24 protein-coding genes are annotated in these 25,245 nt (G+C 65.4%); 14 read left to right on the top strand and 10 right to left on the bottom strand.

Going from position 1 to position 25,245, the window contains the following annotated elements; translation table 11 throughout:
* The first annotated feature begins 5 nt into the window (after positions 1–5).
* Positions 6–1,046 carry an NAD(P)/FAD-dependent oxidoreductase gene (locus GR167_RS07365; RefSeq protein ID WP_160972826.1) on the top strand — a complete coding sequence of 347 codons (1,041 nt, stop codon included), beginning with the start codon at positions 6–8 and terminating at the stop codon, positions 1,044–1,046.
* 63 nt (positions 1,047–1,109) lie between these two features.
* Here the strand turns inward: GR167_RS07365 and GR167_RS07360 are convergent, their stop codons facing one another.
* Positions 1,110–1,916 (bottom strand): HTD2 family dehydratase, encoded by an 807-nt coding sequence (locus tag GR167_RS07360; protein ID WP_160972825.1) that lies wholly within the window; start codon positions 1,914–1,916, stop codon positions 1,110–1,112.
* A 42-nt stretch (positions 1,917–1,958) separates the two neighbouring features.
* On the opposite strand from GR167_RS07360, the gene GR167_RS07355 reads away from it, so the two are divergent.
* Complete coding sequence (locus tag GR167_RS07355; protein WP_160972824.1) at positions 1,959–2,357, top strand: VOC family protein; 399 nt, start codon at positions 1,959–1,961, stop codon at positions 2,355–2,357.
* A gap of 1 nt (position 2,358) precedes the next feature.
* Here the strand turns inward: GR167_RS07355 and GR167_RS07350 are convergent, their stop codons facing one another.
* The 3 genes from GR167_RS07350 to GR167_RS07340 all read right to left on the bottom strand — a co-directional run bounded on the left by GR167_RS07350 (position 2,359) and on the right by GR167_RS07340 (position 4,630).
* A complete protein-coding gene (locus GR167_RS07350) occupies positions 2,359–2,889 on the bottom strand; it encodes an NADPH-dependent FMN reductase (RefSeq protein WP_160972823.1) in 531 nt (176 codons plus the stop codon).
* Between the two features lie 105 nt (positions 2,890–2,994).
* The gene (locus GR167_RS07345; protein WP_160972822.1) at positions 2,995–3,651 is read right to left on the bottom strand and encodes a YiaD family glycine zipper/OmpA-like lipoprotein; all 657 of its coding nucleotides are present in this window, start codon (positions 3,649–3,651) and stop codon (positions 2,995–2,997) included.
* Between the two features lie 121 nt (positions 3,652–3,772).
* A complete protein-coding gene (locus tag GR167_RS07340; protein WP_160972821.1) occupies positions 3,773–4,630 on the bottom strand; it encodes a bifunctional helix-turn-helix domain-containing protein/methylated-DNA--[protein]-cysteine S-methyltransferase in 858 nt (285 codons plus the stop codon).
* Positions 4,631–4,725: 95 nt separating this feature from the next.
* On the opposite strand from GR167_RS07340, the gene GR167_RS07335 reads away from it, so the two are divergent.
* From GR167_RS07335 to GR167_RS07325, 3 genes are read left to right on the top strand one after another with little or no spacing between them, the layout of a single operon-like run.
* Positions 4,726–5,607 carry a serine hydrolase domain-containing protein gene (locus tag GR167_RS07335; RefSeq protein ID WP_160972820.1) on the top strand — a complete coding sequence of 294 codons (882 nt, stop codon included), beginning with the start codon at positions 4,726–4,728 and terminating at the stop codon, positions 5,605–5,607.
* Between the two features lie 53 nt (positions 5,608–5,660).
* Entirely contained in the window at positions 5,661–6,305 is a 645-nt protein-coding gene (nth, locus tag GR167_RS07330) for an endonuclease III (protein ID WP_160972819.1), read from the top strand.
* Entirely contained in the window at positions 6,302–7,288 is a 987-nt protein-coding gene (locus GR167_RS07325; protein WP_160972818.1) for an adenosine kinase, read from the top strand. The genes nth and GR167_RS07325 overlap by 4 nt, the downstream gene beginning before the upstream one ends.
* A gap of 274 nt (positions 7,289–7,562) precedes the next feature.
* On the opposite strand, the gene GR167_RS07320 is transcribed toward GR167_RS07325, so the two are convergent.
* A complete protein-coding gene (locus GR167_RS07320; protein ID WP_160972817.1) occupies positions 7,563–8,381 on the bottom strand; it encodes a sulfotransferase family protein in 819 nt (272 codons plus the stop codon).
* Positions 8,382–8,525: 144 nt separating this feature from the next.
* Here GR167_RS07320 and GR167_RS07315 point away from each other — a divergent pair, with 144 nt between their 5' ends.
* Together GR167_RS07315 and GR167_RS07310 are read left to right on the top strand one after the other, a co-directional pair.
* On the top strand, positions 8,526–10,103 hold the full coding sequence (locus GR167_RS07315; RefSeq protein WP_160972816.1) for a DUF5928 domain-containing protein: 1,578 nt from the start codon (positions 8,526–8,528) through the stop codon (positions 10,101–10,103).
* 8 nt (positions 10,104–10,111) lie between these two features.
* On the top strand, positions 10,112–10,492 hold the full coding sequence (locus GR167_RS07310; protein WP_160972815.1) for a histidine triad nucleotide-binding protein: 381 nt from the start codon (positions 10,112–10,114) through the stop codon (positions 10,490–10,492).
* Between the two features lie 189 nt (positions 10,493–10,681).
* Here GR167_RS07310 and polA read toward each other — a convergent pair whose 3' ends face one another.
* Together polA and GR167_RS07300 are read right to left on the bottom strand one after the other, a co-directional pair.
* Complete coding sequence (gene polA / locus GR167_RS07305) at positions 10,682–13,483, bottom strand: DNA polymerase I (RefSeq protein WP_160972814.1); 2,802 nt, start codon at positions 13,481–13,483, stop codon at positions 10,682–10,684.
* 141 nt (positions 13,484–13,624) lie between these two features.
* Positions 13,625–13,810: a zinc-finger domain-containing protein gene (locus GR167_RS07300; protein WP_160972813.1), complete on the bottom strand. Its 186-nt coding sequence runs from the start codon at positions 13,808–13,810 to the stop codon at positions 13,625–13,627.
* Positions 13,811–13,886: 76 nt separating this feature from the next.
* Between GR167_RS07300 and GR167_RS07295 the strand changes: the two genes are divergently transcribed.
* The 3 genes from GR167_RS07295 to GR167_RS07285 all read left to right on the top strand — a co-directional run bounded on the left by GR167_RS07295 (position 13,887) and on the right by GR167_RS07285 (position 16,719).
* Positions 13,887–14,813, top strand: a complete 927-nt coding sequence (locus GR167_RS07295; protein ID WP_160972812.1) for an ABC transporter ATP-binding protein — start codon at positions 13,887–13,889, stop codon at positions 14,811–14,813.
* Between the two features lie 9 nt (positions 14,814–14,822).
* Positions 14,823–15,740, top strand: coding sequence for a cation diffusion facilitator family transporter (locus GR167_RS07290; RefSeq protein WP_160972811.1), 918 nt, complete (start codon positions 14,823–14,825; stop codon positions 15,738–15,740).
* A gap of 94 nt (positions 15,741–15,834) precedes the next feature.
* Entirely contained in the window at positions 15,835–16,719 is an 885-nt protein-coding gene (locus GR167_RS07285) for an acyl-CoA thioesterase (protein WP_160972810.1), read from the top strand.
* On the opposite strand, the gene GR167_RS07280 is transcribed toward GR167_RS07285, so the two are convergent.
* From GR167_RS07280 to GR167_RS07270, 3 genes are all read right to left on the bottom strand, one after another.
* The gene (locus GR167_RS07280; protein WP_160972809.1) at positions 16,716–17,405 is read right to left on the bottom strand and encodes a helix-turn-helix transcriptional regulator; all 690 of its coding nucleotides are present in this window, start codon (positions 17,403–17,405) and stop codon (positions 16,716–16,718) included. The genes GR167_RS07285 and GR167_RS07280 overlap by 4 nt on opposite strands.
* Positions 17,405–17,776, bottom strand: coding sequence for a VOC family protein (locus GR167_RS07275; protein ID WP_160972808.1), 372 nt, complete (start codon positions 17,774–17,776; stop codon positions 17,405–17,407). The genes GR167_RS07280 and GR167_RS07275 overlap by 1 nt, the downstream gene beginning before the upstream one ends.
* A 113-nt stretch (positions 17,777–17,889) precedes the next feature.
* Positions 17,890–18,483, bottom strand: coding sequence for a DUF1285 domain-containing protein (locus GR167_RS07270; protein ID WP_160972807.1), 594 nt, complete (start codon positions 18,481–18,483; stop codon positions 17,890–17,892).
* 69 nt (positions 18,484–18,552) lie between these two features.
* Here GR167_RS07270 and GR167_RS07265 point away from each other — a divergent pair, with 69 nt between their 5' ends.
* Genes GR167_RS07265 through GR167_RS07250 form a run of 4 tightly spaced genes read left to right on the top strand, consistent with a single transcriptional unit; the run spans position 18,553 to position 25,245 of the window.
* Positions 18,553–19,560, top strand: a complete 1,008-nt coding sequence (locus GR167_RS07265) for an AAA family ATPase (RefSeq protein WP_160972806.1) — start codon at positions 18,553–18,555, stop codon at positions 19,558–19,560.
* Positions 19,557–20,432: a DUF58 domain-containing protein gene (locus tag GR167_RS07260; protein ID WP_235915878.1), complete on the top strand. Its 876-nt coding sequence runs from the start codon at positions 19,557–19,559 to the stop codon at positions 20,430–20,432. The genes GR167_RS07265 and GR167_RS07260 overlap by 4 nt, the downstream gene beginning before the upstream one ends.
* Positions 20,432–23,200 (top strand): DUF4159 domain-containing protein, encoded by a 2,769-nt coding sequence (locus GR167_RS07255; RefSeq protein ID WP_160973376.1) that lies wholly within the window; start codon positions 20,432–20,434, stop codon positions 23,198–23,200. The genes GR167_RS07260 and GR167_RS07255 overlap by 1 nt, the downstream gene beginning before the upstream one ends.
* The gene (locus GR167_RS07250; RefSeq protein WP_160972805.1) at positions 23,197–25,245 is read left to right on the top strand and encodes a hypothetical protein; all 2,049 of its coding nucleotides are present in this window, start codon (positions 23,197–23,199) and stop codon (positions 25,243–25,245) included. Before GR167_RS07255 ends, GR167_RS07250 begins: the two co-directional genes overlap by 4 nt.

The following is a 25,245-nucleotide window of genomic DNA, read 5'->3' as shown; positions in this document are numbered from 1 at the left end:
TGGCAATGGCTGACGTGACCGTTTACGGGGCCGGGATTTTCGGCCTCTCCGTTGCCTGGTCCTGCCTGTCGCGCGGGGCCTCGGTTCGGGTGATCGACCCTTATGGCCCGGGCGCCGGGGCCAGCGGCGGGATCGTGGGGGCCTTAGCGCCGCATGTGCCGGAAAACTGGAACGACAAGAAGCAGTTCCAGTTCGAAAGCCTGATTATGGCCGAAGGATTCTGGCGCGGGGTCGAGGCGGCGGGCGGCAAGCGCGCAGGCTATGCCCGTTCGGGCCGGTTGCAGCCGGTAGCCGACGACAAGGCGCTGGAGCTGGCGCGGTCGCGCCGCGCGGGTGCTTCGGAGCTGTGGCAGGGCAAGGCGATCTGGGAAGTGATCGAGGCGGCAAAGGCGGGCGACTGGGCGCCGCTGAGTCCGACCGGCTGGCTGATCCGCGACACATTGAGCGCCCGGATGCATCCGCGCATGGCCTGCATCGCCCTGGTGGCGGCGATCGAGGCCAAGGGCGGCGAGATCGTGGCGGAAGGCCCGGCGCAGGGCCGTGTGCTCTGGGCCACCGGTGTCGCCGGGCTGGAGGAGATCAACCTTGAGACAACCCGGACCTTCGGCAACGGGGTGAAGGGGCAGGGCGCGTCGCTGCGGATCGGGTTCGATCCGCGCGATTGCCCGCAGCTTTTCGCCGACGCGGTGCACGTGGTGCCCCATGCCGACGGCACCGTCGCCATCGGATCGACCAGCGAACGCGATTACGACGATCCCAAATCGGTGGACGGCCAGCTCGACGAAGTGCTGGAGCGCGCCTTCGCTGCGGTTCCGGCGCTGGCCGGGGCGGAGGTGGTGGAACGCTGGGCCGGTGTCCGCCCGCGCACGCGCAGCCGCGCTCCGGTTCTGGGCGCGCATCCCACCAAGCGGGGCCAGTATATCGCCAATGGCGGCTTCAAGATCGGGTTCGGCATGGCGCCGAAAGTGGGGCAGGTGATGGCCGATCTGCTGCTTGAAGGGATCGACCGGATACCGGAGGGATTCCGGGCCGAGGCGAGCCTTTGAGGGTATAGCGCCACCCGAGCGGGCGGATTTGAGTATTTTTGCCAAGAAGAAGCAGCTGAGGCGCTAACCCGCCTCGGCCTGCATGCATTGGCGGCCGTCGGGGCCGCGCACCCACATCGTGCCGTCGGATTTCCAGCACAGGGTGGCGGGCTCATAGTGCATCAGCGGCGCGGTGGCGCGGAAGCTGAAGCGGTTGAGCGGGCCCATCTGCCGTTCGGCCATCAGCATCAACAGCTGCGCCAGAAGGGGGCCGTGGGTGACCAGGCCGGCGTAGCCTTCGACGTCACGGGCATAATCCAGATCGTAGTGTATCCGGTGACCGTTGAAGGTCAGCGCCGAGTAGCGAAAGAGCTGCGTCGAGGTGAATGCGGCCTGTTCGGTGCGGTCCTCATCACTGGCGGCGGCGGGGGATTGTGGTTTCGGCGCATCCGGCGCGGGGTCTTCGCGATAGACCAGATCCTGGTATTCGGTGACGCACAGCCGGTCCTGCTGATGGATGTCGTGTTTCAGGGTGACGAAACCCAGCGGGCCGCTGCGGCCCTCCTTGCGGCTGACCTTGGCCACGGTGGTGCGTTTTTCCGCCGCGACACCGGCCAGCAGGGGCGCGTGGAAGTCCAGCCGTCCGCCGGCCCACATCCGGCGCGGCAGGCCCAGATCGGGGATGAGCCCGAGGCCGGTTTTCGGATGGCCGTCGCGGCCCAGGCGCGGCGCGGGTTCCGGTTGCCAGAAATAGATCTGGTGGAAGAACGGCGGCAGCGGAGTGCCTGCGGCAATATCGGCGGGCAGGCCCAGCGTGACCTGCAGCGCGCTGGCGCGGGCCGGGTCCATCACATCGCTCTGGCGGGATTCTTCTTGCGCGATCTCGGTCATGGCGGGAAGGTAGAAGTCAGGTCTTCTGGGGGCAAACGGAAAATGACGCCTGCACTTACCGCGCTCGATCATCTGGTTCTGACGGTTTCGGATATTGCCGAAACCGTGAGCTTCTATTCCGAGGTGTTGGGGATGCGGGCCGAACGGTTCGACGCCGCCGATGGCAGCAGCCGCTGGGCGCTGTATTTCGGGTCGCAGAAGATCAACCTGCATCAGGCCGGGGCGGAATTCCTGCCCAAGGCGCGGCACGCGGCGCCAGGATCGGCGGACCTGTGTTTCCTGAGCGATACGTCGGTTGACGACTGGATGGATCACCTGGCCGATATGGGCGTGCCGCTCGAGGCAGGCCCGGTCGGGCGCAGCGGCGCAATGGGGCCGATCCTGTCGCTGTATCTGCGCGATCCCGACGGCAACCTGATCGAGGTTTCCAACCGGGTCTGAGTCAGCTGGCTTCGGCCCGCAGCCGGTCCATCAATTCGCCGAGCGTCTTGAGGTATCGTTCGTTTTCCAGCCTGCCGGTTTCGAATTCCTTTGCCGCATTGGCGATCATCACGCCGGGACCGGCCAGAACCCGCGCCTGCAAAGGCACCAGGCAGGACCGCAGCATATACTGCCCGGTCTCGCCGCCGGTGCGCCCGGCGTTGGCCGACATCACCGCCACCGGTTTGTCCTTCAGAACGCCCCGCTTGTCGCGGCTGATCCAGTCGAGCGCGTTTTTCAGAACCCCGGTGATCGCCTTGTTATATTCAGGCGACGCGATGATCACGGCATCGGCCGCCGCGATCTGATCGGCCAGATGGATCACCGCGGCGGGCAGCCCGTCGCGGTCTTCCAGATCGCCATCGTAAAGCGGCAGGTTGAGGTCGGCGTCGATCCGGTCGGCGGGGCCGAACAAGTCCACAGCCTCGGTCAGAAGCTTGCGGTTGAAACTGCCCGCGCGCAGCGAGCCTGAAATCGTCAGAAGCGTTGTCATGACGGCCCCTTTTTGCCTCACTTGTCGCGTGGCAATCTAATGCACGGGGCGCTCAGGTACAGGCGGCCGTTGCAAGCCGCCCGTACATTTTCACACAGAACCGGATCAGTTCGGCAGGATCACGATATCCACGCGGCGGTTCCGCGCCCGGCCTTCCGGGGTCAGGTTGGTGGCGATCGGCTGGTCTTCGCCGCGGCCGATGGTCAGCACGCGGGATGCCGACACGCCCGACTCGATCAGGATCGAAGACACGGCGGCGGCGCGGCGTTGGCTGAGGTCGAGGTTATATTCGGCCGACCCGGTATTGTCGGTATGGCCCACCACCTGGACGGTGCTGTTGGGATAGCGGCGCAGGCTGGTGGCCACGGCGCGCAGGTCGTCGCGCAGTACCGGCTGCACATAGGTGCTGTCGATGTCGAACAGGATGTCCTGCGGCATCGACACGATCAGCCGGTCACCGGTGTTGGTGATGGCGACGCGGTTGTCGAGGCTGTTTCGCAGCTCGGCTTCCTGCTTGTCCAGGTCGCTGCCGATGGCGGCGCCGGTTACGCCGCCCAGGATGCCGCCGATGACGGCGCCCTTGCCGCTGTCCTTGCTGATCGCGGCGCCGGTGATCGCGCCCAGCACGGTGCCGAGAGCAGCGCCTTCCTTGGTGTGCTGATAGGGATCGCTGCCGTCCATCATCGCGGGATCGGTACAAGCGGTGGCGGTCAGCAGCGATGCGCCGCCCAGGAACAGGACAAATTTGGATGCTCGGGTCATATCTTCGTGCCTCTCATGAGTCTCCGCGATAGCGGGTCAGGGGCAATATAGACCTTTGTTTGCGCTATGAAATACAACTCTGCGTCAGGATCGGCAGCAATCCGCGTATGATAAGGGCTTCTCAGCCCTGCGGGGCTGCGTCGCCGTCGGCGCGGGCCGCCTCATAGGCCAGCAGCGCGCGTTTCACCGGCAGTCCCCAGTGATAACCGCCCAGGGCGCCGGATTTGCGCAGCGCCCGGTGGCAGGGGATCAGCCAGCTTACGGGATTGCGCCCGACGGCGGTGCCCACCGCGCGCACCGCCTTGGGCTTGCCGATACGATTGGCGATTTCCGAATAGGTGGTGACATGGCCCGAGGGCACCTGCAGCAGCGCCTCCCACACCTTGATCTGGAACGGGGCGCCGATCATGTGCAGCGCGGTTTCGCCCTTCTGCGCGAAGGCCGCGTCGACCAGCGGTTTCAGCATGGCCGGGTCTTCGATGAAATTGGCATTGGGCCAGCGCGCGACCATGTCTTCCTGCGCCGCCTCGGTGCCGGTTTCGGCGGCGAAGGCCAGGCCACACAGCCCCTTGGAGGTGCCCATGACCAGCGCCAGCCCGAACGGGCTGTCGAACCAGCCCCAGTAGATATCCAATCCTTCGCCCGCGCGGGCATATTCGCCGGGGCTCATCGCTTCCCACCTCACGAACAGGTCGTGCAGCCGGCCATTGCCGGACAGGCCGACCTCGTGACTGACGTCGAGCGTAGTCATGCGGTAGCGCAGCAGCGCCTTGGCGTGGTCCAGCGTCAGGTATTGCTGGTAGCGTTTCGGCGACACGCCGACCCATTGCGAAAACAATCGCTGGAAATGCGCCGGGCTCATCCCCATCTGCGCCGCCAGGTCGTTGAGGCTCATCCCCGGCCCGGCGGCATCGATCAATTCGATGGCGCGGCGCATGACGTTGTAGTGGTAACCGGTTTCGGGCGTCTGGTGCAGCATTTCGGGTCCTTCCTTCTGTCAAACTCTACCCCATCGCGGCCTCACCGCGCGACCCGGAACTTGCGCTTTTGACCGCTTCGGATCACCTTGGCCCGATGAAGGCTCCTCGGTTCATATCCGCCGCGCTGGACGATACCGGCACGCTCTGGCGCGACGAAGCGCCAAGCGCGGTGCTGCCGTGGTGGAGCTTCACCAAGACCGCGATTGCCGCCTGCCTGCTGCTGCGCGCCGAGGAAGGCGCGCTCGATCTTGATGCGCCGATGCAGGGCCATCCCTTCACCCTGCGGCATCTGATGGCGCATATATCGGGGCTCAGGGATTACGGCACGGTGGGGCGCTACCGCGCGGCGGTCGAGGCGGGCGAAGCCCCCTGGCCGGTCGCGCGGATGCTGGAGGAAGCGCATGCCGATGATCTGCTCGGCAAACCGGGCAGCGTCTGGCGCTATTCCAATATCGGCTACATGCTGCTGCGTTTCGCGCTGGAGGTCAGCGAAGGCGCCGACCTGGAACAGATCGTCACCCGGCGGCTGGCGCGCCCCCTGGGATTGCAAACCGTGCGGCTGGCGCGCAGTCCGCGCGATTTCGAGGGGCTTGTCTGGGACAGTGGCGGCTATCACCCCGGATGGGTCTATCACGGTTGCCTGATCGGCAGTGCCGCCGATGCCGCGCGGATGCTGCACGGGATTCTGGCCGGTGGGCTATTGCCGCCCCGTCTGGTCGAGGAAATGAGCACGCCCTACATGCAGGGCGGCGCCATCGCCGGGCGCATCTGGCAACGGACAGGTTACGGGCTCGGCCTGATGATCGGCCAATCCGAAGGCGATGTGCCGATTCTGGGTCATGCCGGCGGCGGCCCGTTTTCGGCCAACCTGGTGGCGCATTTCCCCGACCAGGGGCTGACCGTGGCCAGCTTCGTGCAGGGCAGCGATGAAACACCGGCGGAATGGGAAGCGCTGCGCGTCGCCGCGTCCCGTTGATATTGCGGGCATATCCGGCTAGGGGAAGAAGACGCAAACAAGCCCGACCGGACATGGCCAAGCAACTCGATTATCACACCATCCGCGAAATCTTCACCCGCTTTCAGGACTCCGAACCGGAACCGAAGGGCGAGTTGGATCACGTCAACGCCTATACGCTCTTGGTGGCGGTGGCGCTGTCGGCGCAGGCGACCGACAAGGGCGTGAACAAGGCCACCGCCGAATTGTTCAAGATCGCCGACACGCCGCAGAAGATGCTGGACCTGGGCGAAGAAGGCCTGGTCGAACATATCAAGACGATCGGGCTCTATCGCAACAAGGCCAAGAACGTCATGAAGATGGCGAAGATCCTGGTCGACGATTATGACGGCGAGGTGCCCTGTTCGCGCGCTGCGCTGCAGGCCCTGCCCGGCGTCGGGCGCAAGACCGCCAATGTGGTGCTGAACATGTGGTGGCGCTATCCGGCGCAAGCGGTGGACACCCATATCTTCCGCTTCGGCAACCGTTCGGGCGTTTGCCCGGGCAAGGATGTCGTCGCCGTCGAACGCGCCATCGAAGACAATATCCCGGTCGATTTCCAGCTGCACGCGCATCATTGGATGATCCTGCACGGCCGCTATACCTGCGTCGCGCGCAAGCCCAAATGCAATGCCTGCCTGATCCGCGACCTTTGCCAATACGAGGATAAAACCCCATGAAGAAATACCAGGTTGTCGGCATCGGCAACGCCATCGTCGACGTCATCAGCCAAAGCGATGACAGTTTCCTCGACCTGATGGGGATCCAGAAGGGCATCATGCAGCTGGTCGAGCGCGACCGCGGCGAATTGCTCTACGGGTCGATGACCAACCGCACCCAGGCGCCGGGCGGGTCGGTGGCCAACACGCTGGCGGGGCTGGGCAATCTGGGGCTGAACACCGGCTTCATCGGGCGGGTGCATGACGATGCGCTGGGCCGGTTCTATGCCGATGAAATGGCCAAGGACGGTACCGATTTCGTCAACCCGCCGGTGGCGGGCGGCGAATTGCCGACCTCGCGCTCGATGATCTTCGTGTCGCCCGACGGCGAACGATCGATGAACACCTATCTGGGGATTTCCTCGGAACTGGGGCCCGACGACGTGTCTGACGACGTGGCGGGCGCGGCGGAAATTCTGTTCCTCGAAGGCTATCTTTACGACAAGCCGAAGGGCAAGGAAGCCTTCGAGCGCGCCGCCAAACTGTGCCGCGCGTCGGGCGGCAAGGCCGGCATCGCGCTTTCCGATCCGTTCTGTGTCGACCGCCACCGTGACGATTTCCGCCGTCTGGTGAAGGACCTCGATTACGTGATCGGCAACGAACACGAATGGGAATCGCTCTACCAGACCGATCTCAGCACCGCGCTGGAACAGGCGACGGCGGATGCCGGCATGGTGGTCTGCACCCGGTCGGGCCATGACGTGGTGCTGGTGCGCGGTGAAGAAGAGGTGGTGGTGCCGGTCAACGCGATCACCCCGGTCGACGCCACCGGCGCGGGCGATCAGTTCGCCGCCGGGTTCCTCTATGGCTATGCCACCGGCGCACCGCTGGACGTGGCCGGCCGCATGGGCTGTGTCGCCGCGGCCGAGGTGATCAGCCATTTCGGCGCCCGCCCCGAAGCGGACCTGAAGGATCTGTTCCGCCAGGCAGGGCTGATCGGCTGATCCCTCGCGGGTCGGAATTAGGTATTTGGACCAAGATGAAGCTGTGGATGCGCCCCGTCACCGGCCGGTCGGAATAAGGCCGATGCTTTCCGGTGGCGGGGCGACTTCACCTTGGGCGGTCATCGGCTCCTCAGCCTGTACCGCGTAGAGAGTGAACCCTGATTCCGGTTAAGGAATGGTTTTTCATCTTGGCGCAAACACCTCGGGGTGAATTGGCCGCAGGCCAAGAGGGGCAGGGCCCCTCTACCCGCCCGCCGCAGGCGAAGGCATTTCCTCAGTCGCCCAGCTTTGCATGCACCTCGTCGAGGTCGATCTCGCCCAGCGGCATCTTGTTGCCCGGGTTTTCGAAATCGTATTTGAACAGCTCGAAATCGCGTTTGTAGATTTCATAGACCAGGTGCATCGACAGGTCGTCGAAATAGTCCTCGATCGGATGGGCGCGCTTGGGGCCGTGGCCTTCGGATTCGTTGAAGCGCGGGATCGCGGCCAGGTCGACCGGGTGCGGCGTCTCGATATGATCCAGCACCTCCTGCATGCCCTCGTTGAACTTCTCGGTGAAGAAGATCTGGTCGTAGCTGCCGCCGTTGACGATGAAGGTCGAAACATGCCCCGACATCGCCGACCAGTGGATGTCCGGGTCCATCGGCTTGCGCCAGCGGATGGTGTCGCGGGCGAACAGCAGGAAGCGGCGGAAGCTCTTGATCTGGTCGAACTCCTCCTTGCCGTCCTCGCCGCCGACCTCGATGCCGTATTTCTGGATCAGCATCGGCACCAGGTTGCCGCGATAGCGCCGGCCGTTGCGCTGGATGCCGCAGATCTTGTCGAAGAAGCTCGACAGGATGCGGCTATAGGGGTTGCGCACGCAGGTGAAGGCATAAGAGCGGTGCTGCTGCACGTTGCGGGTGATCAGCGGCTGGCTGTCCTCGAAGGCCCATTTGTGCATGCCCTCCTGGGCGTCATGGATGTCGCCGTCGAAGAATGTGCCGTGATCCGAATAATACATGATCTGACCGATGGTCGAACACGCGCATTTGGGCACGACGCGGTAAACCACGCTTTCGCTTTCGGTCATCCAAGTGCCGGGAAATCCCATGAACCTATGCCTCCGGTTATGTCCCCCTGCAACGAAGGGGCTTTGCTTTTGTTTAGAAAAACCAAAGAAACCCGGTTTATTCAATCTTCGATCGGCCGTATCTATGTAAACAATCACGGAAAACAGGGGCTTTCGTTTCCATAGATGGCAAGAATCGCGTTCATCCTTCTGTGCCATAAGGACCCGGAGGCCATCATTTCCCAGGCCGAACGGCTCACCGCGGCGGGCGATTACATGTCGATTCACTTCGACGCCCGCGCCAACCCGGATCATTTCCGCCAGATCAAGGAAGCGCTGCAGGACAATCCCAACGTCACCTTCGCGCGCAAGCGGATCAAATGCGGCTGGGGCGAATGGTCCCTGGTGCAGGCGACGCTGAACGCGATCGACGCGGCGCTGGTGGCGTTCCCGAGCGCCACCCATTTCTACATGCTGTCGGGCGATTGCATGGCGATCAAATCGGCGCAGTATTCGCATGACTTCCTTGACGATAACGACCGCGATTTCATCGAAAGCTTCGATTTCTTCGACAGCGACTGGATCAAGACCGGGATGAAGGAAGGCCGGCTGATCTATCGCCACTTCTTCAACGAACGGACCCAGCCCAAGCGCTATTACGGGGCGCTGAACCTGCAGAAGAAGCTGGGGCTGGAACGCGAAATCCCGCAGGACCTGCAGATCCAGATCGGCAGCCAGTGGTGGTGCCTGCGCCGCCGCACCATCGAATGGATCATGGATTTCACCCGGGCGCGCAAGGACGTGATGCGGTTCTTCCGCACCACCTGGATTCCCGATGAGACCTTTTTCCAGACGCTGGTGCGCCACATCGTGCCGGAGGAGGAAATCGAAAGCCGCACGCTGACCTTCCTGATGTTTTCCGACTACGGCATGCCGGTGACCTTCTACAACGATCACTACGACCTGCTGCTCAGCCAGGATTTCCTGTTTGCCCGCAAGATCAGCCCCGAGGCGCGCGAGTTGAAGGCGCGGCTGGGCGCGCTCTATGCCGCCGAGGGGGTCGAATTCAAGATCTCCAACGAGGGCCGCAGCCTGTACAAGTTCCTCACCGGGCGGGGCCGGATCGGGCGGCGCTTCGGGATGCGGTTCTGGGAAACCGAAAGCTCGCTGGGCCGCGAACGCGAATTGCTCATCGTGGTGTGCAAGAAATGGCACGTGGCCAAGCGGCTGCTGGAACAGATCCGCAAGGCGACCGATATCCCGGCGATCGAATACCTGTTCAACGAGGAATCGACGCCGCTGCCCGATCTGGGCGGCATCCAGAAAACTATCGGCAAGCGCCACCGCCACCGTCGCGCGCTGATGCGGATGCTGTTCGATTATTATTCCACCGACCGGCTGATCATCTGCCTCGATCCCGGCGCGCTGGACCTGCTGCAGGATTTCTGCGGCGACCGGTCGACCACCAAGCTCTTGGAGGTCGAGGTGGAGTTCAGCGACGACTTCCTGGTCGGCCACGCCACCCGGATCGGCCTGGCCGGGGAACAGACGCCGCCCGAAACGCTGGAACGGCTGCTGCCCACCATCCGACACGACATGGCGTTCGAAACCGACCGCATCCGCGATGCCAATTTCGCCAATCACCACCGCATCCGGGAATCCGGCCGGACGGAGGAAAATGCCAGTGAAGTGGCGCAGTTCCTTGCCATTTCCGAGGACAAGGCGCAAGAAATCGTCGGAATAGACTATTTGTTTGCTGACTGAGGGGACCGATGAGTTACGCTTATGACGACCAGAATATCTTCGCCAAGATCCTGCGCGGCGAGATCCCCAACAACACGGTGCTGGAAACCGAGCACGCGCTGGCCTTCCACGACATCCAGCCGCAGGCGCCGGTGCATATCCTGGTGATCCCCAAGGGGCCCTATGTCTGCTACGACCATTTTGCGCTGGAAGCCTCGGACGAAGAAATCATCGGCTTCACCCGCGCGGTGGGCGAGGTGTGCAAGATCGCCGGGGTGCAGGCGGGCGAAATCGGCGACGGATTCCGGCTGATTTCCAATTCCGGCGAAAACGGCGTGCAGGAAGTGCCGCATCTGCATGTGCATGTGCTGGGCGGGCGCCGGCTGGGCCGGATGTTGCAACCGGCCTGATATGCGGGATTGGGGGCCAGCCCCCAATCCCCCGGAGTATTGTCGCCAAGAAGAAACGCTAGGGCGTCTTCGTACGTCTTTTAGGTTTCTTCTTGGTCCAAATACTCCCGCCGGAGGCGGAAATTCCGAGCGAATTTGGCGTAGGCAAATTCGTGAGACATCAAGCGCGCGCCAAAGGCGCGCTCATTCTCAATGCGCCTCGGCCCAGTTGGCGCCCTGGCCGGCATCCACGGTCAGCGGCACCGACAGGTGCACGGCGGGGGCGGCGGCGCTTTCCATTACCTCGCGGGCGCGGGCGATCACGTCCTCGGCGCGGTCGGCGTCCACTTCGAACAGCAATTCGTCATGCACCTGCAGCAGCATCTTTGCGGGCAGGCCTTCGATGGCGGCGGGCATCCGGATCATCGCGCGGCGGATCACGTCGGCCGCGGTGCCCTGGATCGGCGCGTTGATCGCCGCGCGTTGGGCGAAACCGGCGCGCGGGCCCTTGGCGGTGATTTCCGGCGTGTTGATCTTGCGCCCGAACAGGGTTTTCACGAACCCATGTTCCTTGGCGAATTCCTTGGTTTCGTCCATGTAGGTGCGGATGCCGGGGAAGCGTTCGAAATAGCGGGTGATGAAGTCCTGCGCTTCGGCGCGGGGGATGCGCAGGTTACGTGCGAGCCCGAAGGCGGAAATGCCGTAGATCACGCCGAAATTGATCGCCTTGGCGCGGCGGCGAATCTCCGGCGTCATTTCACCCAGCGGCACATCGAACATTTCCGAAGCGGTCATCGCGTGGATGTCGAGCCCGTCCTTGAACGCCTGTTTCAGCGCGTCGATCCCGGCGATTTCGGCCAGGATCCGCAGCTCGATCTGGCTGTAGTCGAGCGACAGCAGCACCTTGCCTTCGTCCGCGACGAAGGCTTCGCGGATGCGGCGGCCTTCCTCGGACCTGACAGGGATGTTCTGCAGGTTCGGATCGTTCGAGGACAGCCGGCCGGTGTTGGCGCCGCTTTGCAGGTAGGAAGTGTGAACGCGGCCCGTTTCGGGGTGGATGTGATCCTGCAGCGCGTCGGTATAGGTCGATTTCAGCTTCTGCAGCTGGCGGTAATCCAGCACGCGGGCGGCGAAATCGTGTTCGGTGGCGAGGTCCTCCAGCACATCCGCCGGGGTCGACCATTGACCGGTCTTGGTCTTCTTGCCGCCTTCCAGCCCCATTTCCTCGAACAGGATCGCGCCGACCTGGGCGGGGGACTGGACGTTGAATTCGTGGCCCGCGAGTTCGTAAAGCTCGGCCTCGAACCCGGCCATTTTCTGGGCGAAGGCGTTGGACATGCGCGACAGCGTATCGCGGTCGACCTTGATCCCGTCCATTTCCATCCGCGCCAGCACCGGCACCAGCGGGCGTTCCAGCGTCTCGTAGACGGTGGTGACGCGGGTCTGGTGCAGCTGCGGCTTGAACAGCTGCCACAGGCGCAGGGTGATATCGGCGTCTTCGGCGGCGTATTTCACCGCGTCATCCACCGGCACCCGGTCGAAGGTGATCTGCGACTTGCCCGATCCCAGCAGCGATTTGATCGGGATCGGCGTGTGGCCCAGGTAGCGTTCCGACAGCGTGTCCATGCCGTGGCCGTGCAGCCCCGCATTCATCGCGTAGGACATCAGCATCGTGTCGTCGATCGGCGCCACATCCACCCCGTAGCGGGCGAAGATCTTGGCGTCGTATTTCATGTTCTGGCCGATCTTCAGGACGCTTTCGTCCTCCAGGACCGGTTTCAGCAGGTCCAGCGCCTCGTCCAGCGGCATCTGCCCCTCGGCCAGGTTGTCGGAGCCAAAGAGGTCATCCGCCCCGTCCTTGTGCGCCAGCGGAATATAGCAGGCCTTGCCCGGCTCGATGCACAGCGAAATGCCGACCAGATCGGCGCGCATTTCGTCCAGCCCCGTCGTTTCGGTGTCCACCGCCACGTAGCCGCGTTCGCGCGCCTGCGCGATCCAGCCCGCCAGCGCGGCGGCGTCGCGCACGCATTCATAGTCCTCGGGTTTGAAGGGCAGTTCCTCGGGTGTATCGGCTTCGCCCGGTTCGGCGCCGCGCGGGTCGGTGTCCTTGATCGCGGGCGGTTCGACTCCGATCTGATCGGCGATCCGCTTGGTCAGGGTGCGGAATTCCATCTCGGCCAGGAAATGCATCAGGACCTCGGGATCGGGATCGCGCACTTCCAGATCGTCCAGCGTGAAGTCGAGCTCCATGTGGCAATCGAGCTGCACCAGCTTCTTCGACATCTCGATCTGGTCGCGCTTTTCGATCAGGGTCTGGCGCCGCTTGGGCTGCTTGATTTCCTCGGCCCGGTCCAACAGTTCCTCGAGCGATCCGTATTCGTTGATCAGCAACGCGGCGGTCTTCACCCCGATGCCGGGCGCGCCGGGCACGTTGTCGACGCTGTCGCCGGCAAGCGCCTGCACGTCGACAACCCGTTCCGGGCCGACGCCGAATTTTTCCATCACGCCCTCGCGGTCGATCCGCTTGTTCTTCATCGGGTCGAGCATTTCGACGCCGTCGCCGACCAGCTGCATCAGGTCCTTGTCGGAACTCACGATGGTGACGCGGCCGCCCGCGTCGCGCGCCTGATGCGCCAGCGTGGCGATGATGTCGTCGGCCTCGTAGCCTTCGATTTCCTCGCAGGCGATGTTGAAGGCGCGGGTGGCTTCGCGGGTCAGCGGGAATTGCGGCACCAGGTCCTCGGGCGCGGGCGGGCGGTTGGCCTTGTACTGGTCGTAAAGGTCGTTGCGGAAGCTCTTGCCGGAATAGTCGAAGATCACCGCCACATGGGTCGCGGCGTCGGAGCCGTTATTGCCGTCGATATAGCGCTGCAGCATGTTGCAGAACCCCGCCACCGCGCCGATCGGCAGGCCGTCGGATTTCCGCGTCAGCGGCGGCAGCGCGTGATAGGCGCGGAAGATGAAGGCCGATCCGTCGATCAGGTGCAGGTGGCAGCCCTTGCCGAATGTCATGCTCTTTCCCCCGGTTCTGTTGCGCGTGGCCTTTCATGCCATGCCGAAACCCATTGGGCCAGACGGCAATCCGCCCAGCCCTTTCATCGTTCTAAAAATACTCAGAATTCCGCCGGTGTCGCGACTGCGACCCGTCCGGGGTCAGCCGTTCTGATCAGCCGCCGATCCCTTCAGGATGTATTTCGCATCGCAATAGGGGCATTCGATGTAACCGGTTTCTTCCGGGATGTGCAGCCAGACGCGGGGGTGGCCCAGGACGCCTTCGCCGCCGTCGCAGGCAATCTTGGAGCTCTCGACAATCTTGATTTCTGGCGCTTGGGTCGTCATCCGGGACGTTTCCTTTTGGCTGCACATGATCTAGGTGCTGTTATGAGCGATCATAAAGCCGGGGGCAAGTAGTGCCATGGGCAGCAATGCCATCGAAATCCGCGGTCTGCGCAAGACCTATCGCGGCGCCAAGGGACAGCCGGAAAAGCATGCGTTGAAGGGCATCGACCTGGATATCCCGCAGGGATCGGTGTTCGGGCTGCTGGGCCCGAACGGGGCGGGCAAGTCGACGCTGATCAATATCCTGGCCGGTCTGGTGGTGAAAACCGCGGGGCAGGTGAATATCTGGGGCTTCGATCAGGACGTGAACCCGCGGCAAAGCCGCGCCTCGATCGGGGTAATGCCGCAGGAACTGAACCTGGATGCGTTTTTCACCGCGCGCGCGGCGCTGGAGGTGCAGGCGGGGCTTTATGCGGTGCCCAAGGCACAGCGGCGGACCGACGAGATCCTCAAGCTGATCGGGCTAGAGGACAAGGCCGATGCCTATGCCCGCACCCTGTCGGGCGGGATGCGGCGGCGGCTTTTGTTGGGCAAGGCCCTGGTGCATGCGCCGCATGTGCTGGTGCTGGACGAACCCACCGCCGGCGTCGATATCGAGCTGCGCCAGATGCTGTGGTCGAATGTGCGCAAGCTGAACGATGAGGGCATGACCATCATCCTGACCACCCATTACCTCGAAGAGGCGGAGGAGATGTGCGACGAGATCGCCATCATCAACCAGGGCGAGGTGGTGGCGCGCGACAGCAAGGACAACTTGCTGAACCGGATCGACGCCAAGACCATGGTGATCCACCCCGAAGACGCGGTGACGACCCTGCCCGAGGCCCCCGGCATCGCGGTGGAAACCCGCGCCGACGGCGCCGTGGCGCTGAGCTACCACGCGCATCAGACCAGCGCCGAACAGGTGCTGGCGGCGGTGCGCGACGCTGGCATCCGCATCCGCGACGTGAAGACCGAAGAGGCCGATCTTCAGGACGTCTTCCTGGAACTGACCCGAAGCTGAGGGCGCGACATGCCGCATGATCACCACCACGGGCACCATCACCACCATCCCGATCTCGACAGCGGCGACCGGCGGGTGGCCTGGGCGGTGGCGGTCAATATCCTGCTGACCTTCGCGCAGATCGTGGCGGGGGTGGTGTCGGGATCGCTGGCGCTGATCGCCGATGCGATCCACAACCTGTCCGACGCCTTGTCGCTGGTCATCGCCTTCTTCGCCCGCCGCATCGGCAAGCGCCCGGCGGATGCCTCGATGACCTTCGGCTATGGCCGGGCCGAGGTGGTGGCGGCCTTGATCAATTACACCACGCTGATCGTGGTGGCCTTCTACCTGGCGGCCGAAGGGGTGCAGCGACTGTTCAACCCGGCTGAGGTCGAAGGCTGGATCGTGGTGATCGTCGCCGTCGTCGCCTTGGTGATCGACAGCGTCACGGCGCTGCTGATCTGGCGGCTGAGCGGCGACAGCGCGAATATGCGGGCGGCCTTCCTGCACAATCTGGCCGATGCGATGGGATCGGTGGCGGTGATCGTCGGCGGCACCTTGATCCTGCTGTATGACTGGCGGCTGGTCGACCCGATCGTGACGCTGCTGATTTCGGGCTACATCCTGTGGCATTCCTGGCAGGGCATCCTGCCGGTGATCCGCATCCTGATGCTGGGCGCGCCGGAAGACACCGACCTGGAAGAGGTCGCCGCGACCTTGCGCGGGATCGATGGGGTGGGCGACATCCATCACCTGCATGTCTGGCGCATGCAGGAACACGAAACCGCGCTGGAAAGCCACGTGGTGCTGGACGGCACGACCGACGCCGAAGAGGTCAAGATCGCGGTCAAGCGGGCCCTGAAGGACCGCCACGGAATCGCCCATGCGGTGCTGGAGCTGGAAAGCTTCGGATCGGTCTGTGCGGACACCCGGCTGATCGGTCACTGACGACGGCACCGCGTCGTGACGTCCCGTTAGAGCTTGCACTTTTCCGCGCGTTGCAGTCGTTTAGGACGAAACGCAGGCTGCGATGGGATAGAAGATGGCGGAACAGACCGGCACCGATATGGTCAAATGGCTTCACGACGTTCTCGAGGTCGAAACCGTCGAAGACAATTTCTTTCGCGGCATCGCCACGCCGCAGGGGCGGGGCCGCTCCTTTGGCGGCCAGGTGATCGGCCAGGCGCTGATGTCGGCGATCCGGACCGCCGATCCGGACCGCCCGGTGCATTCTCTGCATGCCTATTTCATGCGCCCGGGCGACGCGACCAAGCCGGTTCTCTACCGTGTGGAACGCGACCGCGACGGCCGCAGCTTCGCCACCCGCCGGGTGGTGGCGATCCAGTCGGGCAAGCCGATCCTGAACCTTGCCGCCTCCTTCCACGTTACCGAACCGGGCCTGTCGCACCAGGTGCAGATGCCCGACGTGCCCCCCCCCGAGGAGCTGGAAAGCGACGAGGAACTGGGCGAACGGATGCGCGGCGATCTGCCCGAGGCGTTCCTGAACTGGCTGAACATGCCGCGCCCGATCGAAATGCGCCCGGTGGGGCTGCGCCCGCCCTTCACCCGCGAAAAGCAGGAACCGGTCCAGAACATGTGGATCAGGGTGCGCGGCGATTTCGGCGACGATCCCGATCTGCACCGCGCGGCGCTGGCCTATACTTCGGATTATGGCCTGCTGGGCACCTGCGTTTTGCCCTTCGCCAAGGCCTTCGTCGATCCCGACATGCAATTCGCCAGCCTCGACCACGCGATGTGGTTCCATGACGATTTCCGCATGGACGAATGGCTGCTTTACGCGATGGACAGCCCCTGGGCCGGCGGCGCGCGCGGCTTCAACCGCGGCCAGATCTTCACCCGCGACGGGCGGCTTGTCGCCAGCACCGCGCAGGAAGGTCTGGTGCGGAATATCGATCTGAAGGATTAAGACCGGCGCTTGTAGGCTTCCAGCCGGTAGAAATCGCGCAGGGTTTGGCCCGGGCGCGGTTTGAATGTACCGCCTTCGCTGAAGCTTTGAATGCGGTCGAGCCGGAACATGCGGAAATCCTCGCGCAGCTCGCACCAGCAGACCACGGTCCAGACCTTGCCCCAGAACCACAGCCCCAGCGGCAGGATGCTGCGGCTGGTCGCGTTGCCGCTTTCATCCTCATAGGCGATGTGCAGTCTTGTATTGCTGTTGGCGGCGGCCTCGACGCGGTCGATCCGGTCGCGCAATGCGTCGGTCATGTCCTGCAGCGCCAGGGCGTGAACCTGCACCTCTTCGGCCCTTGACCGGGCCGCCTCGGGCAGCACCGCGTTGATCTTGACCAGCGCTTCCTCGGCCGCGGTCGCCATCGAGCTGCCGCCCCACGCGCGGATCATCCGCGCCCCGGCCACAAGAGCCACGATTTCGTCCGACGAAAACATCAGCGGCGGCAGGTCGTAACCGTCACGCATGACGTACCCGACCCCGGCCTCGCCTTCGATCGGCACGCCCGACCCGATCAGGTCGGCCACGTCGCGGTAGATGGTCCGCGGCGTGACCTCCAGTTTCTCGGCCAATTGCGCCGCCGTCACCAACCGCCCGCCGCGCAGGTATTGCACGATCTGAAACAGGCGGTCGGCGCGGCGCATCAGGCCACCTTCGGTTCAAACAGGCCCAGCGAATTGCCGTCCGGGTCCCGGGCGTAGACGAAGCGGCCGGGCGGGATCGCAACCGGTCCGCTCAACACGGTGCCGCCCGCCTGAGCGCAGCGCGTGGCGGCGTCTTCCAGCGCGCCGGGCACCGCCAGATGCAGGGTCGGACCCTGACCGGCCTCGGCCGGCTTGCCCGGGTAGAGATGCCCGCCCACCGCATTCAATGCGCTGCCCAGAACGGCGATGGGGTTGGGTCCGGTTTCATCCAGTTTCATGTCGTATCCGAAGACGGTTTCGTAAAAGGCGATGGATTTCTGCATATCCGAAACCGGGATTTCGGACCAGACGACGATTGGCTGTTGGGTCATTGCGCGAACTCCTTGTGTGAATGACAAGGAGGGTATGACACAAGGCTGCTGACAGCATTCTGTCAGCAGTATTCAGGAGAAGTTAAAAAGGTTTGGGCCGGTGGAAAGCGGGGTCAGTCCGGCAATTCGGCCGACGGGATCACCGGGAAGAACGCGCCGCCCGACCACAGCCCGAACCAGCTTTCGCCATCCACCTCGTGATGGGCGCCCAGATCGACCAGCCGGTAGAAGCTCTTGCGGTCGATCAGCGCCTCAAGATTGGCGCGCACCAGCACATAGGGCGAAGGTTCGCCGGTCTCACTGTCGCGCACCACGCGGATCGGCGCGTCGGGGCCGGCCTTGGTTTGATCGCCCACATTGGTGGTGAAGCGCAGCACCTGGTCGCGGCCTTCCCCCTCGGCCTCGAAATCCACCGCCACGAAGGGCGCGTCCTCGACCGTGATGCCGACCTTTTCCACCGGGGTGACAAGGAAATACCTGTCATCGTCCTTTCGCAGAATCGTGGAAAACAGGCGGACGAGCTCGGGCCGCCCGATCGGGGTGCCCAGATAAAACCATGTCCCATCACGGGCGATACGCATGTCCAGATCACCGCAGAACGGCGGGTTCCACAAATGCACAGGCGGCAGGCCCTTGCCCTTGGAAGCGGCGCGGGCGGCGGCGGTCAGGCTTTCGGTCGACGGTTTCACGGACATTTGTTGGCTCATTGCTTTTGCCATTTGCGTTTGGCGCGATACACTCAATTCTACCAATATAGTTCACAGCGGAGTTTGACCATGTCCGATGCCACCGACCTGCTGGCCGAAATCGAAGCGCTCGAATCCAAGCTGGCGGAGGCGAAGGCATCGATCACCCGGCGGTTCATCGGTCAGGAACAGGTCGTCGACCTGACCCTGTCGGCGCTGCTGTGCGGCGGTCACGCGCTGCTGATCGGTCTGCCGGGATTGGGCAAGACCCGGCTGGTCGATACGTTGAGTACCGTCATGGGGCTGCACGGCAACCGTATCCAGTTCACCCCCGACCTGATGCCGGCAGATATCCTTGGCTCCGAGGTTCTGGAAACCGATGCCGAGGGGCGCCGGTCGTTCCGCTTCGTGCCCGGGCCGATTTTCTGTCAGCTCTTGATGGCGGACGAAATCAACCGCGCCAGCCCGCGGACGCAATCGGCGCTGCTGCAGGCGATGCAGGAACATCACATCACCGTGGCGGGCGAAACCCGGGTGCTGGGCGAACCGTTCCACGTGCTGGCGACGCAGAACCCGATCGAACAGGAAGGCACCTATCCTTTGCCCGAGGCGCAGCTCGACCGCTTCCTGGTGCAGATCGACGTGGCCTATCCCGACCGGCAGACCGAACGCGACATCCTTCTGGCCACCACCGGGGTGGCCGAGGAGGAAGCGCATGAGGTCTTCACCGCCGAGGAACTGATCCGTGCCCAGACCCTGCTGCGGCGGATGCCGGTGGGCGATAGTGTGGTCGAGGCGATCCTCGATCTGGTCCGAGCCTTCCGTCCCGATGACGAAACCGCGGATGAGCGGGTGAAACAGACCGTCGCCTGGGGCCCGGGGCCGCGCGCGGCGCAGGCCTTGATGCTGACGGTGCGGGCGCGGGCGATGCTGCAGGGGCGGCTGGCCCCCTCGGTCGAAGACGTCGCCGCGATGGCCCGCCCGGTGCTGAGCCACCGGATGGCGCTGAACTTCGCCGCGCGCGCGCGCGGTGACAGCCTGGCCGAGCTGATCGAAACCACCGTGGCGCGCACCACCCGGATCGAGGCCGCCGCTTGACACCCTTAACGCCCCTCCGGGCGCGGGCCGAAGAACAGGCCGCGCTGCTGCCGCCCCTGCTGGCCCGGGCCGAACATCTGGCCGGGAACATGCTGCTGGGCGAACACGGGCGGCGGCGGTCCGGGATGGGCGATGATTTCTGGCAATACCGGCCGGTGCAGCCGGGCGATTCGCGCCGGATGATCGATTGGCGGCGCTCGGCGCGCGGCGATACTCAATTCGTGCGCGAACGCGAATGGCAGATCGCGCAAAGCGTGATGCTCTGGGTCGATCAGGCGGCCTCGATGCGGTTCACCTCGAACAAGAACCTGCCGGAAAAGGCCGACCGCGCGCGGCTGCTGGCGCTGGCGGTGGCGATCCTGCTGGTGCGGGGGGGCGAACGGGTCGGGCTGACCGGCACCTTGCTGCCGCCGCGCCGGGGCAACAACCAAATCCTGCGGCTGGCCGAAATCTTTGCCCAGGACGACGATGCCGATTACGGCGTGCCCGAAGCCCGCGCGATGATCCCGCAGGCGCGGGCCGTTTTCCTGTCCGATTTCATGGGCGATCTCGACGCGGTGCGCGAGGCGCTGACCAAGGCCGCCGATCGCGGCGTGCGCGGCATCCTGTTGCAAATCCTCGACCCGTCCGAGGAGGCGTTTCCGTTCCAGGGCCGCACCATTTTCGAAAGCATCGGCGGCACGGTTTCCCATGAGACGCTGAAGGCGGGCGAATTGCGCGACCGCTATCTGAAGCGGCTGGAACGGCGCAAGGCCGCGCTGGCCGATCTGTGCACCGCCACCGGATGGCAATTCCACACCCATCACACCAGCGACAGCGCGCAGGTGGCGCTGCTCTGGCTGTGGCAGGCGCTGAACCGGGGCACCGCGTGATGGGCTGGCTGGCGCAGATCGGCTTCGCCGCGCCCTACCTGTTATGGGCGCTGGTGCTGCTGCCGGTCCTGTGGCTGCTGCTGCGCGCGGTGCCGCCTGCGCCTTTGCGCCGCCGCTTTCCCGGCGTGGTGCTGCTGCTGGGGTTGAAGGATGATGACAGCGTCACCGACAAGACGCCCTGGTGGCTGATCCTGATGCGGATGCTGGCGGCGGCGGCGGTGATCGTCGGGCTGGCCGGTCCGGTGCTGAACCCCGAAGGCGGCGAACAGGCGCGATCCGGGCCGTTGCTGCTGGTGTTGGATGGCGGCTGGGCGGGCGCGCGCGACTGGGATGCGCGGGTGGAGCTGGCCGACCGGGTCTTGGCCGAGGCCGATCGCGACGGCCGCACCGCCGCTTTGCTGACCCTGACCGATCCCCAGCCGCCGCTGTTCCAGCCCGCAGGCAATCTGCGCCCGCTTCTGGCCGGGCTGCAACCGGCGCCGTGGGAACCCACCGGGGCGATGGCGGACAAGGCGCTGGAGCTGACACAGGGCATCGCGGGCGATTTCGACACGGTGTGGATGTCCGATGGGTTGGATTTCGCCGGGCATGACCGGCTGGTCGATACGTTGGCGCAGCGCGGGCGGGTGCAGGTGTTCGAGGACGGGCGCGGCGCGGTGGCGCTGCTGCCGCCCGCCTTCGAGGATGGCGAAATCGTCCTGACCGCCGCCCGCAGCCGGGCGCAATCCGACCTGACGCTGGACCTGCGCGCCCATGGCCGCGACCCGGCGGGGACCGAGCGGGTGCTGGCCACCCTGCCGCTGCGGATCGAGGCCGGGGCGGTAAGTGGCGAGGCGCGCTTGTCGCTGCCCGCCGAGCTGCGCGCGCGGGTCAGCCGCTTCGACATCGCGGGCCAGCGCAGCGCCGGCGCCGTGGCGCTGAGCGACGACAGCCTGCGCCGCCGCGAAGTGGCGCTGATCACCCTGCGCGACGACCGCGAGGGGCTGGAGCTGTTGTCGCCGCTGCATTACCTGCAACAGGCGCTGGAACCCTCCGCCGACCTGCTGCACGGGGCGCTGACCGATATCCTGCCCGCCAATCCGGACGTGATTGTTCTGGCCGATGTCGCGGGCCTGCCCGCCGCCGAGGAACGGGCGCTGCAGGACTGGGTCGAGGCGGGCGGCATGCTGCTGCGCTTCGCCGGGCCGCGCCTGGCCGCCAGCGATCTGAGCCGTAGCGCCGAACACCCGCTGATGCCGGTGCGGCTGCGCGCCGGAGGGCGCAGCGTCGGCGGCGCGATGAGCTGGGGCGAACCCAAGGCACTGGCACCCTTTGCCGAAACAAGCCCCTTCTACGGCCTGCCGATTCCCGAAGACGTCACCGTGTCGTCGCAGGTGATGGCGCAGCCCGATCCGTCGCTGGCCGAACGGGTGATCGCCGAACTGACCGACGGCACGCCGCTGGTGACCGCCAAATCGCTGGGGCAGGGACGGGTGGTTCTGTTCCATGTGTCCGCCAATGCCGAATGGTCGACCCTGCCGCTGTCGGGGCTGTTCGTGCGGATGCTGGACCGTCTGGCGGTTTCGTCCGTCACCGGGCAGCCCGAAGCCGCGGACCTGGCCGGATCGGTGTGGCAGCCGCTGCGCGTCCTCGACGGGTTCGGCCGGATGCAGGACGCCGCTAACCTTGCCGGGGTGGCGGGTGAGGATTTGGTGGAGGCGCCGCTGGGCCCCGATCTGCGCCCCGGTCTTTACGAGGGCGAAACCCGCCGACTGGCGCGCAACGTGATGACACCCGGCCGCGAGTTGATCGCCGCGACCTGGCCCGCCTCGGTCGCCGTGGCGGGACTGGACCGACCCGAACAGGTGCCGCTGGCGGGGTATCTTCTGGCGCTGGCGCTGTTGATCCTGCTGGCTGATGTGGTGGCCGCGCTGGCGTTGTCGGGGCGGCTGTCGCTGCGCGGACGGCAGGCGGCCCTGGGCGTGGTGCTGTGCCTCGTGTCCCTGACGCCCTACCAGGCGCGGGCGCAGGACGATCAATTCGCGCTGAACGCCACCGCCGAGGTGGTGCTGGCCTATGTCATCACCGGCAACCGCGCGGTCGACGATGTCTCCCGTGCCGGGATGCTGGGCCTGTCCGACACGCTGTTCTTCCGCACCTCGGTCGAACCGAACCCGCCGATGGGCGTCGATCTGGAACGCGACGAATTGGCGTTCTTCCCGCTGCTCTACTGGCCGATCACCGGGGATCAGCCGATGCCGTCTGCCGCGGCCTATGAGAAACTGAACACCTATCTGCGCACCGGCGGGATGATCCTGTTCGACACACGCGATGCCGATATCGCGGGCTTTGGCGCGGCCAGCCCGAACGGGCGCAAGCTGCGGCAACTGGCCGAACCTTTGGCGATCCCGCCGCTGGAACCCTTGCCGGGCGATCACGTGCTGACCCGCACCTTCTACCTGCTGCAGGATTTCCCTGGCCGGTTTTCGGGCCGCGACATCTGGGTCGAAGCATCGCCGCCCGATGCCGAAAAGATCGAGGGCATGCCGTTCCGCAACCTCAACGACGGGGTGACGCCGGTGGTGATCGGCGGCAACGACTGGGCCGCGGCCTGGGCCACCGACGATGAGGGCAATCCGCTTTTCCCGGTCGGGCGCGGCTTTTCCGGCGAACGGCAGCGCGAACTGGCCTATCGCTTCGGCGTCAACCTGGTCATGCATGTGCTGACCGGTAATTACAAATCCGATCAGGTCCATGTGCCTGCGCTGCTTGACAGGTTGGGCCAATGACCGGGGAAATCACATTCGATCCGCTGCTGCCCTGGCCGGTTCTGGCCGTGCTGGGGGCGGTGGTGCTGGTGGCGGTCTGGCTGGCCTATTGGCGGGGTCTGGCGGGCTGGGCCTTGCGGCTGCTGGCGGGCGTGGTGATCGTCGCTGCGCTGACCGGCCCGTCCCTGCGGCAGGAAGAGCGCGATAGCCTGAGCGATATCGTGCTGCTGCTGGAAGACAAGTCCGCCAGTCAAAACCTGTCCGACCGCGCCGCGCAAAGCCGTGCCGCCGCCGACGCGCTGGAGGCGCGGCTGACCGCCCGCCCGAATACCGAGGTGCGCCGGGTCGAGGTCGGCGACGGGCCGGACAATGCCGGGACCCTGCTGCTGGGCGCGCTGAACGAGGCCTTGGCGCAGGAACCGCGCGGCCGGATCGCCGGGATCGTCGCGATCAGCGACGGGCGGGTGCACGATCTGGACCGGCTGCCCGACCTGCCCGCGCCGATGCACCTGCTGCTGAGCGGCCGGCCCGAGGATTGGGACCGCAGGCTGGTGGTCGATGCCGCCCCGGCCTTTGGCATCCTGGGCGAACCGGTCACGCTGAAATTCCGCATTGAGGATACCGGCAACGCCCCGCCCGGCCTCTTCGAGGTGCCGCTTGAAATCGCGCTGGACGGGCAGGACCCGACCCGGGTGATGGTGCCGCTGGGGGCCAGTTTCGAATTGCCGATCACCCTGCCGCATGGCGGCCGCAACGTGATCCAGATTTCGACCCCCGCGATTGAGGGCGAACTGACCGATCGCAACAATTCCGCGCTGGTGCAGATCAACGGCGTGCGCGACCGCTTGCGGGTGCTGCTGGTGTCGGGCGAACCGCATCCCGGCGGGCGCACCTGGCGCAACCTGCTGAAATCCGACAGTTCGGTCGACCTGGTGCATTTCACCATCCTGCGGCCGCCGGAAAAACAGGACGGCGTGCCGGTGGCGGAACTGTCGCTGATCGCCTTTCCGACCCGCGAACTGTTCCTCGAAAAGATCGACGATTTCGACCTGATCATCTTCGATCGCTACCAGCGGCGCGGCATCCTGCCGTCGCTCTACCTGGAAAACGTCGCCCGCTACGTGCGCGACGGCGGCGCGGTTCTGATCGCCGCCGGGCCCGATTTCGCCAGCGCCGCGTCGCTGTTCCGCTCGCCGCTTGCCACGGTGGTGCCGGCGCGGCCCACCGCGCGCGTGATCGAACGCGGCTACCGCCCCGAGGTCACCGATCTGGGCGAACGCCACCCGGTCACCGCCGGGCTGCATGGCGAATGGCAGGGCGATTGGGGCCGCTGGCTGCGCCAGATCGAGGTCGAGCCGCAGGAAGGCACCGTGGTGATGAGCGGTGCCGAAGACGCGCCGCTGTTGATCCTGAACCGGGTCGGCGAGGGGCGGATCGCGCTGTTGGCGTCGGATCAGGCCTGGCTCTGGGCGCGGGGGTTCGAGGGCGGCGGGCCGCAGCTGGAACTGCTGCGGCGGCTGGCCCATTGGATGATGAAGGAACCGGCGCTGGAAGAAGAGGTGCTGACCGCCTCGGCCGTCGGGCAGGACATGCGCATCCTGCGCCGCACGCTGGAAGAAACCGTCGGCCCGGTCGAGGTCACCTCGCCCTCGGGTGACACGGTGACGCTCGAGATGCGGCAGGTCGCGCCGGGGCAGTTCGAAGCGAAATACAAGGGCGCCGAGATCGGGCTGTATCGTTTGAAACAGGGCGAGGCCGAAACGGTGATCGGGCTGGGCCCGGCGGCGCCGCGCGAATTTGAGGCCACTATCGCCACGGGCGATGTGCTGCGCCCGGTGATCGATCCGCTGCGCGGCGGGGTGCTGAATCTGTCGGACGGGGTGCCGCGCATCCGCGACGTGCGCGCGGGCCGTCCCGCCTCGGGGCGCGGGTGGATCGGCATCACCCCGCGCGAAGCGTCCGAAACCCGGTCGGTCACCCGCATTCCGCTGCTGCCGCCCTGGCTGGTGCTGATCCTGACGCTGGGGCTGATCCTGGCCGCCTGGCTGCGCGAGGGCCGGCGCTGA

It is taken from the genome of Thalassovita mangrovi (assembly GCF_009857745.1).
Classification (GTDB): Bacteria; Pseudomonadota; Alphaproteobacteria; order Rhodobacterales; family Rhodobacteraceae; genus Thalassobius; species Thalassobius mangrovi.
The sequence above is the reverse complement of the archived record's forward strand: the minus strand, read 5'-3'. Positions and strand labels throughout refer to the sequence as shown.

What these genes read in the sequence shown, in the direction of transcription:
- GR167_RS07350 (WP_160972823.1), bottom strand. Translation starts at nt 2,889, where the DNA reads ATGACAACGCTTCTGACGATTTCAGGCTCGCTGCGCGCGGGCAGTTTC.
- GR167_RS07310 (WP_160972815.1), top strand. Translation starts at nt 10,112, where the DNA reads ATGAGTTACGCTTATGACGACCAGAATATCTTCGCCAAGATCCTGCGC.
- GR167_RS07290 (WP_160972811.1), top strand. Translation starts at nt 14,823, where the DNA reads ATGCCGCATGATCACCACCACGGGCACCATCACCACCATCCCGATCTC.
- GR167_RS07360 (WP_160972825.1), bottom strand. Translation starts at nt 1,916, where the DNA reads ATGACCGAGATCGCGCAAGAAGAATCCCGCCAGAGCGATGTGATGGAC.
- GR167_RS07335 (WP_160972820.1), top strand. Translation starts at nt 4,726, where the DNA reads ATGAAGGCTCCTCGGTTCATATCCGCCGCGCTGGACGATACCGGCACG.
- polA (WP_160972814.1), bottom strand. Translation starts at nt 13,483, where the DNA reads ATGACATTCGGCAAGGGCTGCCACCTGCACCTGATCGACGGATCGGCC.
- GR167_RS07315 (WP_160972816.1), top strand. Translation starts at nt 8,526, where the DNA reads ATGGCAAGAATCGCGTTCATCCTTCTGTGCCATAAGGACCCGGAGGCC.
- GR167_RS07365 (WP_160972826.1), top strand. Translation starts at nt 6, where the DNA reads ATGGCTGACGTGACCGTTTACGGGGCCGGGATTTTCGGCCTCTCCGTT.
- GR167_RS07355 (WP_160972824.1), top strand. Translation starts at nt 1,959, where the DNA reads ATGACGCCTGCACTTACCGCGCTCGATCATCTGGTTCTGACGGTTTCG.
- GR167_RS07270 (WP_160972807.1), bottom strand. Translation starts at nt 18,483, where the DNA reads ATGAGCCAACAAATGTCCGTGAAACCGTCGACCGAAAGCCTGACCGCC.
- GR167_RS07275 (WP_160972808.1), bottom strand. Translation starts at nt 17,776, where the DNA reads ATGACCCAACAGCCAATCGTCGTCTGGTCCGAAATCCCGGTTTCGGAT.
- GR167_RS07345 (WP_160972822.1), bottom strand. Translation starts at nt 3,651, where the DNA reads ATGACCCGAGCATCCAAATTTGTCCTGTTCCTGGGCGGCGCATCGCTG.
- nth (WP_160972819.1), top strand. Translation starts at nt 5,661, where the DNA reads ATGGCCAAGCAACTCGATTATCACACCATCCGCGAAATCTTCACCCGC.
- GR167_RS07255 (WP_160973376.1), top strand. Translation starts at nt 20,432, where the DNA reads ATGGGCTGGCTGGCGCAGATCGGCTTCGCCGCGCCCTACCTGTTATGG.
- GR167_RS07295 (WP_160972812.1), top strand. Translation starts at nt 13,887, where the DNA reads ATGGGCAGCAATGCCATCGAAATCCGCGGTCTGCGCAAGACCTATCGC.
- GR167_RS07325 (WP_160972818.1), top strand. Translation starts at nt 6,302, where the DNA reads ATGAAGAAATACCAGGTTGTCGGCATCGGCAACGCCATCGTCGACGTC.
- GR167_RS07300 (WP_160972813.1), bottom strand. Translation starts at nt 13,810, where the DNA reads ATGACGACCCAAGCGCCAGAAATCAAGATTGTCGAGAGCTCCAAGATT.
- GR167_RS07340 (WP_160972821.1), bottom strand. Translation starts at nt 4,630, where the DNA reads ATGCTGCACCAGACGCCCGAAACCGGTTACCACTACAACGTCATGCGC.
- GR167_RS07320 (WP_160972817.1), bottom strand. Translation starts at nt 8,381, where the DNA reads ATGGGATTTCCCGGCACTTGGATGACCGAAAGCGAAAGCGTGGTTTAC.
- GR167_RS07280 (WP_160972809.1), bottom strand. Translation starts at nt 17,405, where the DNA reads ATGCGCCGCGCCGACCGCCTGTTTCAGATCGTGCAATACCTGCGCGGC.
- GR167_RS07265 (WP_160972806.1), top strand. Translation starts at nt 18,553, where the DNA reads ATGTCCGATGCCACCGACCTGCTGGCCGAAATCGAAGCGCTCGAATCC.
- GR167_RS07250 (WP_160972805.1), top strand. Translation starts at nt 23,197, where the DNA reads ATGACCGGGGAAATCACATTCGATCCGCTGCTGCCCTGGCCGGTTCTG.
- GR167_RS07285 (WP_160972810.1), top strand. Translation starts at nt 15,835, where the DNA reads ATGGCGGAACAGACCGGCACCGATATGGTCAAATGGCTTCACGACGTT.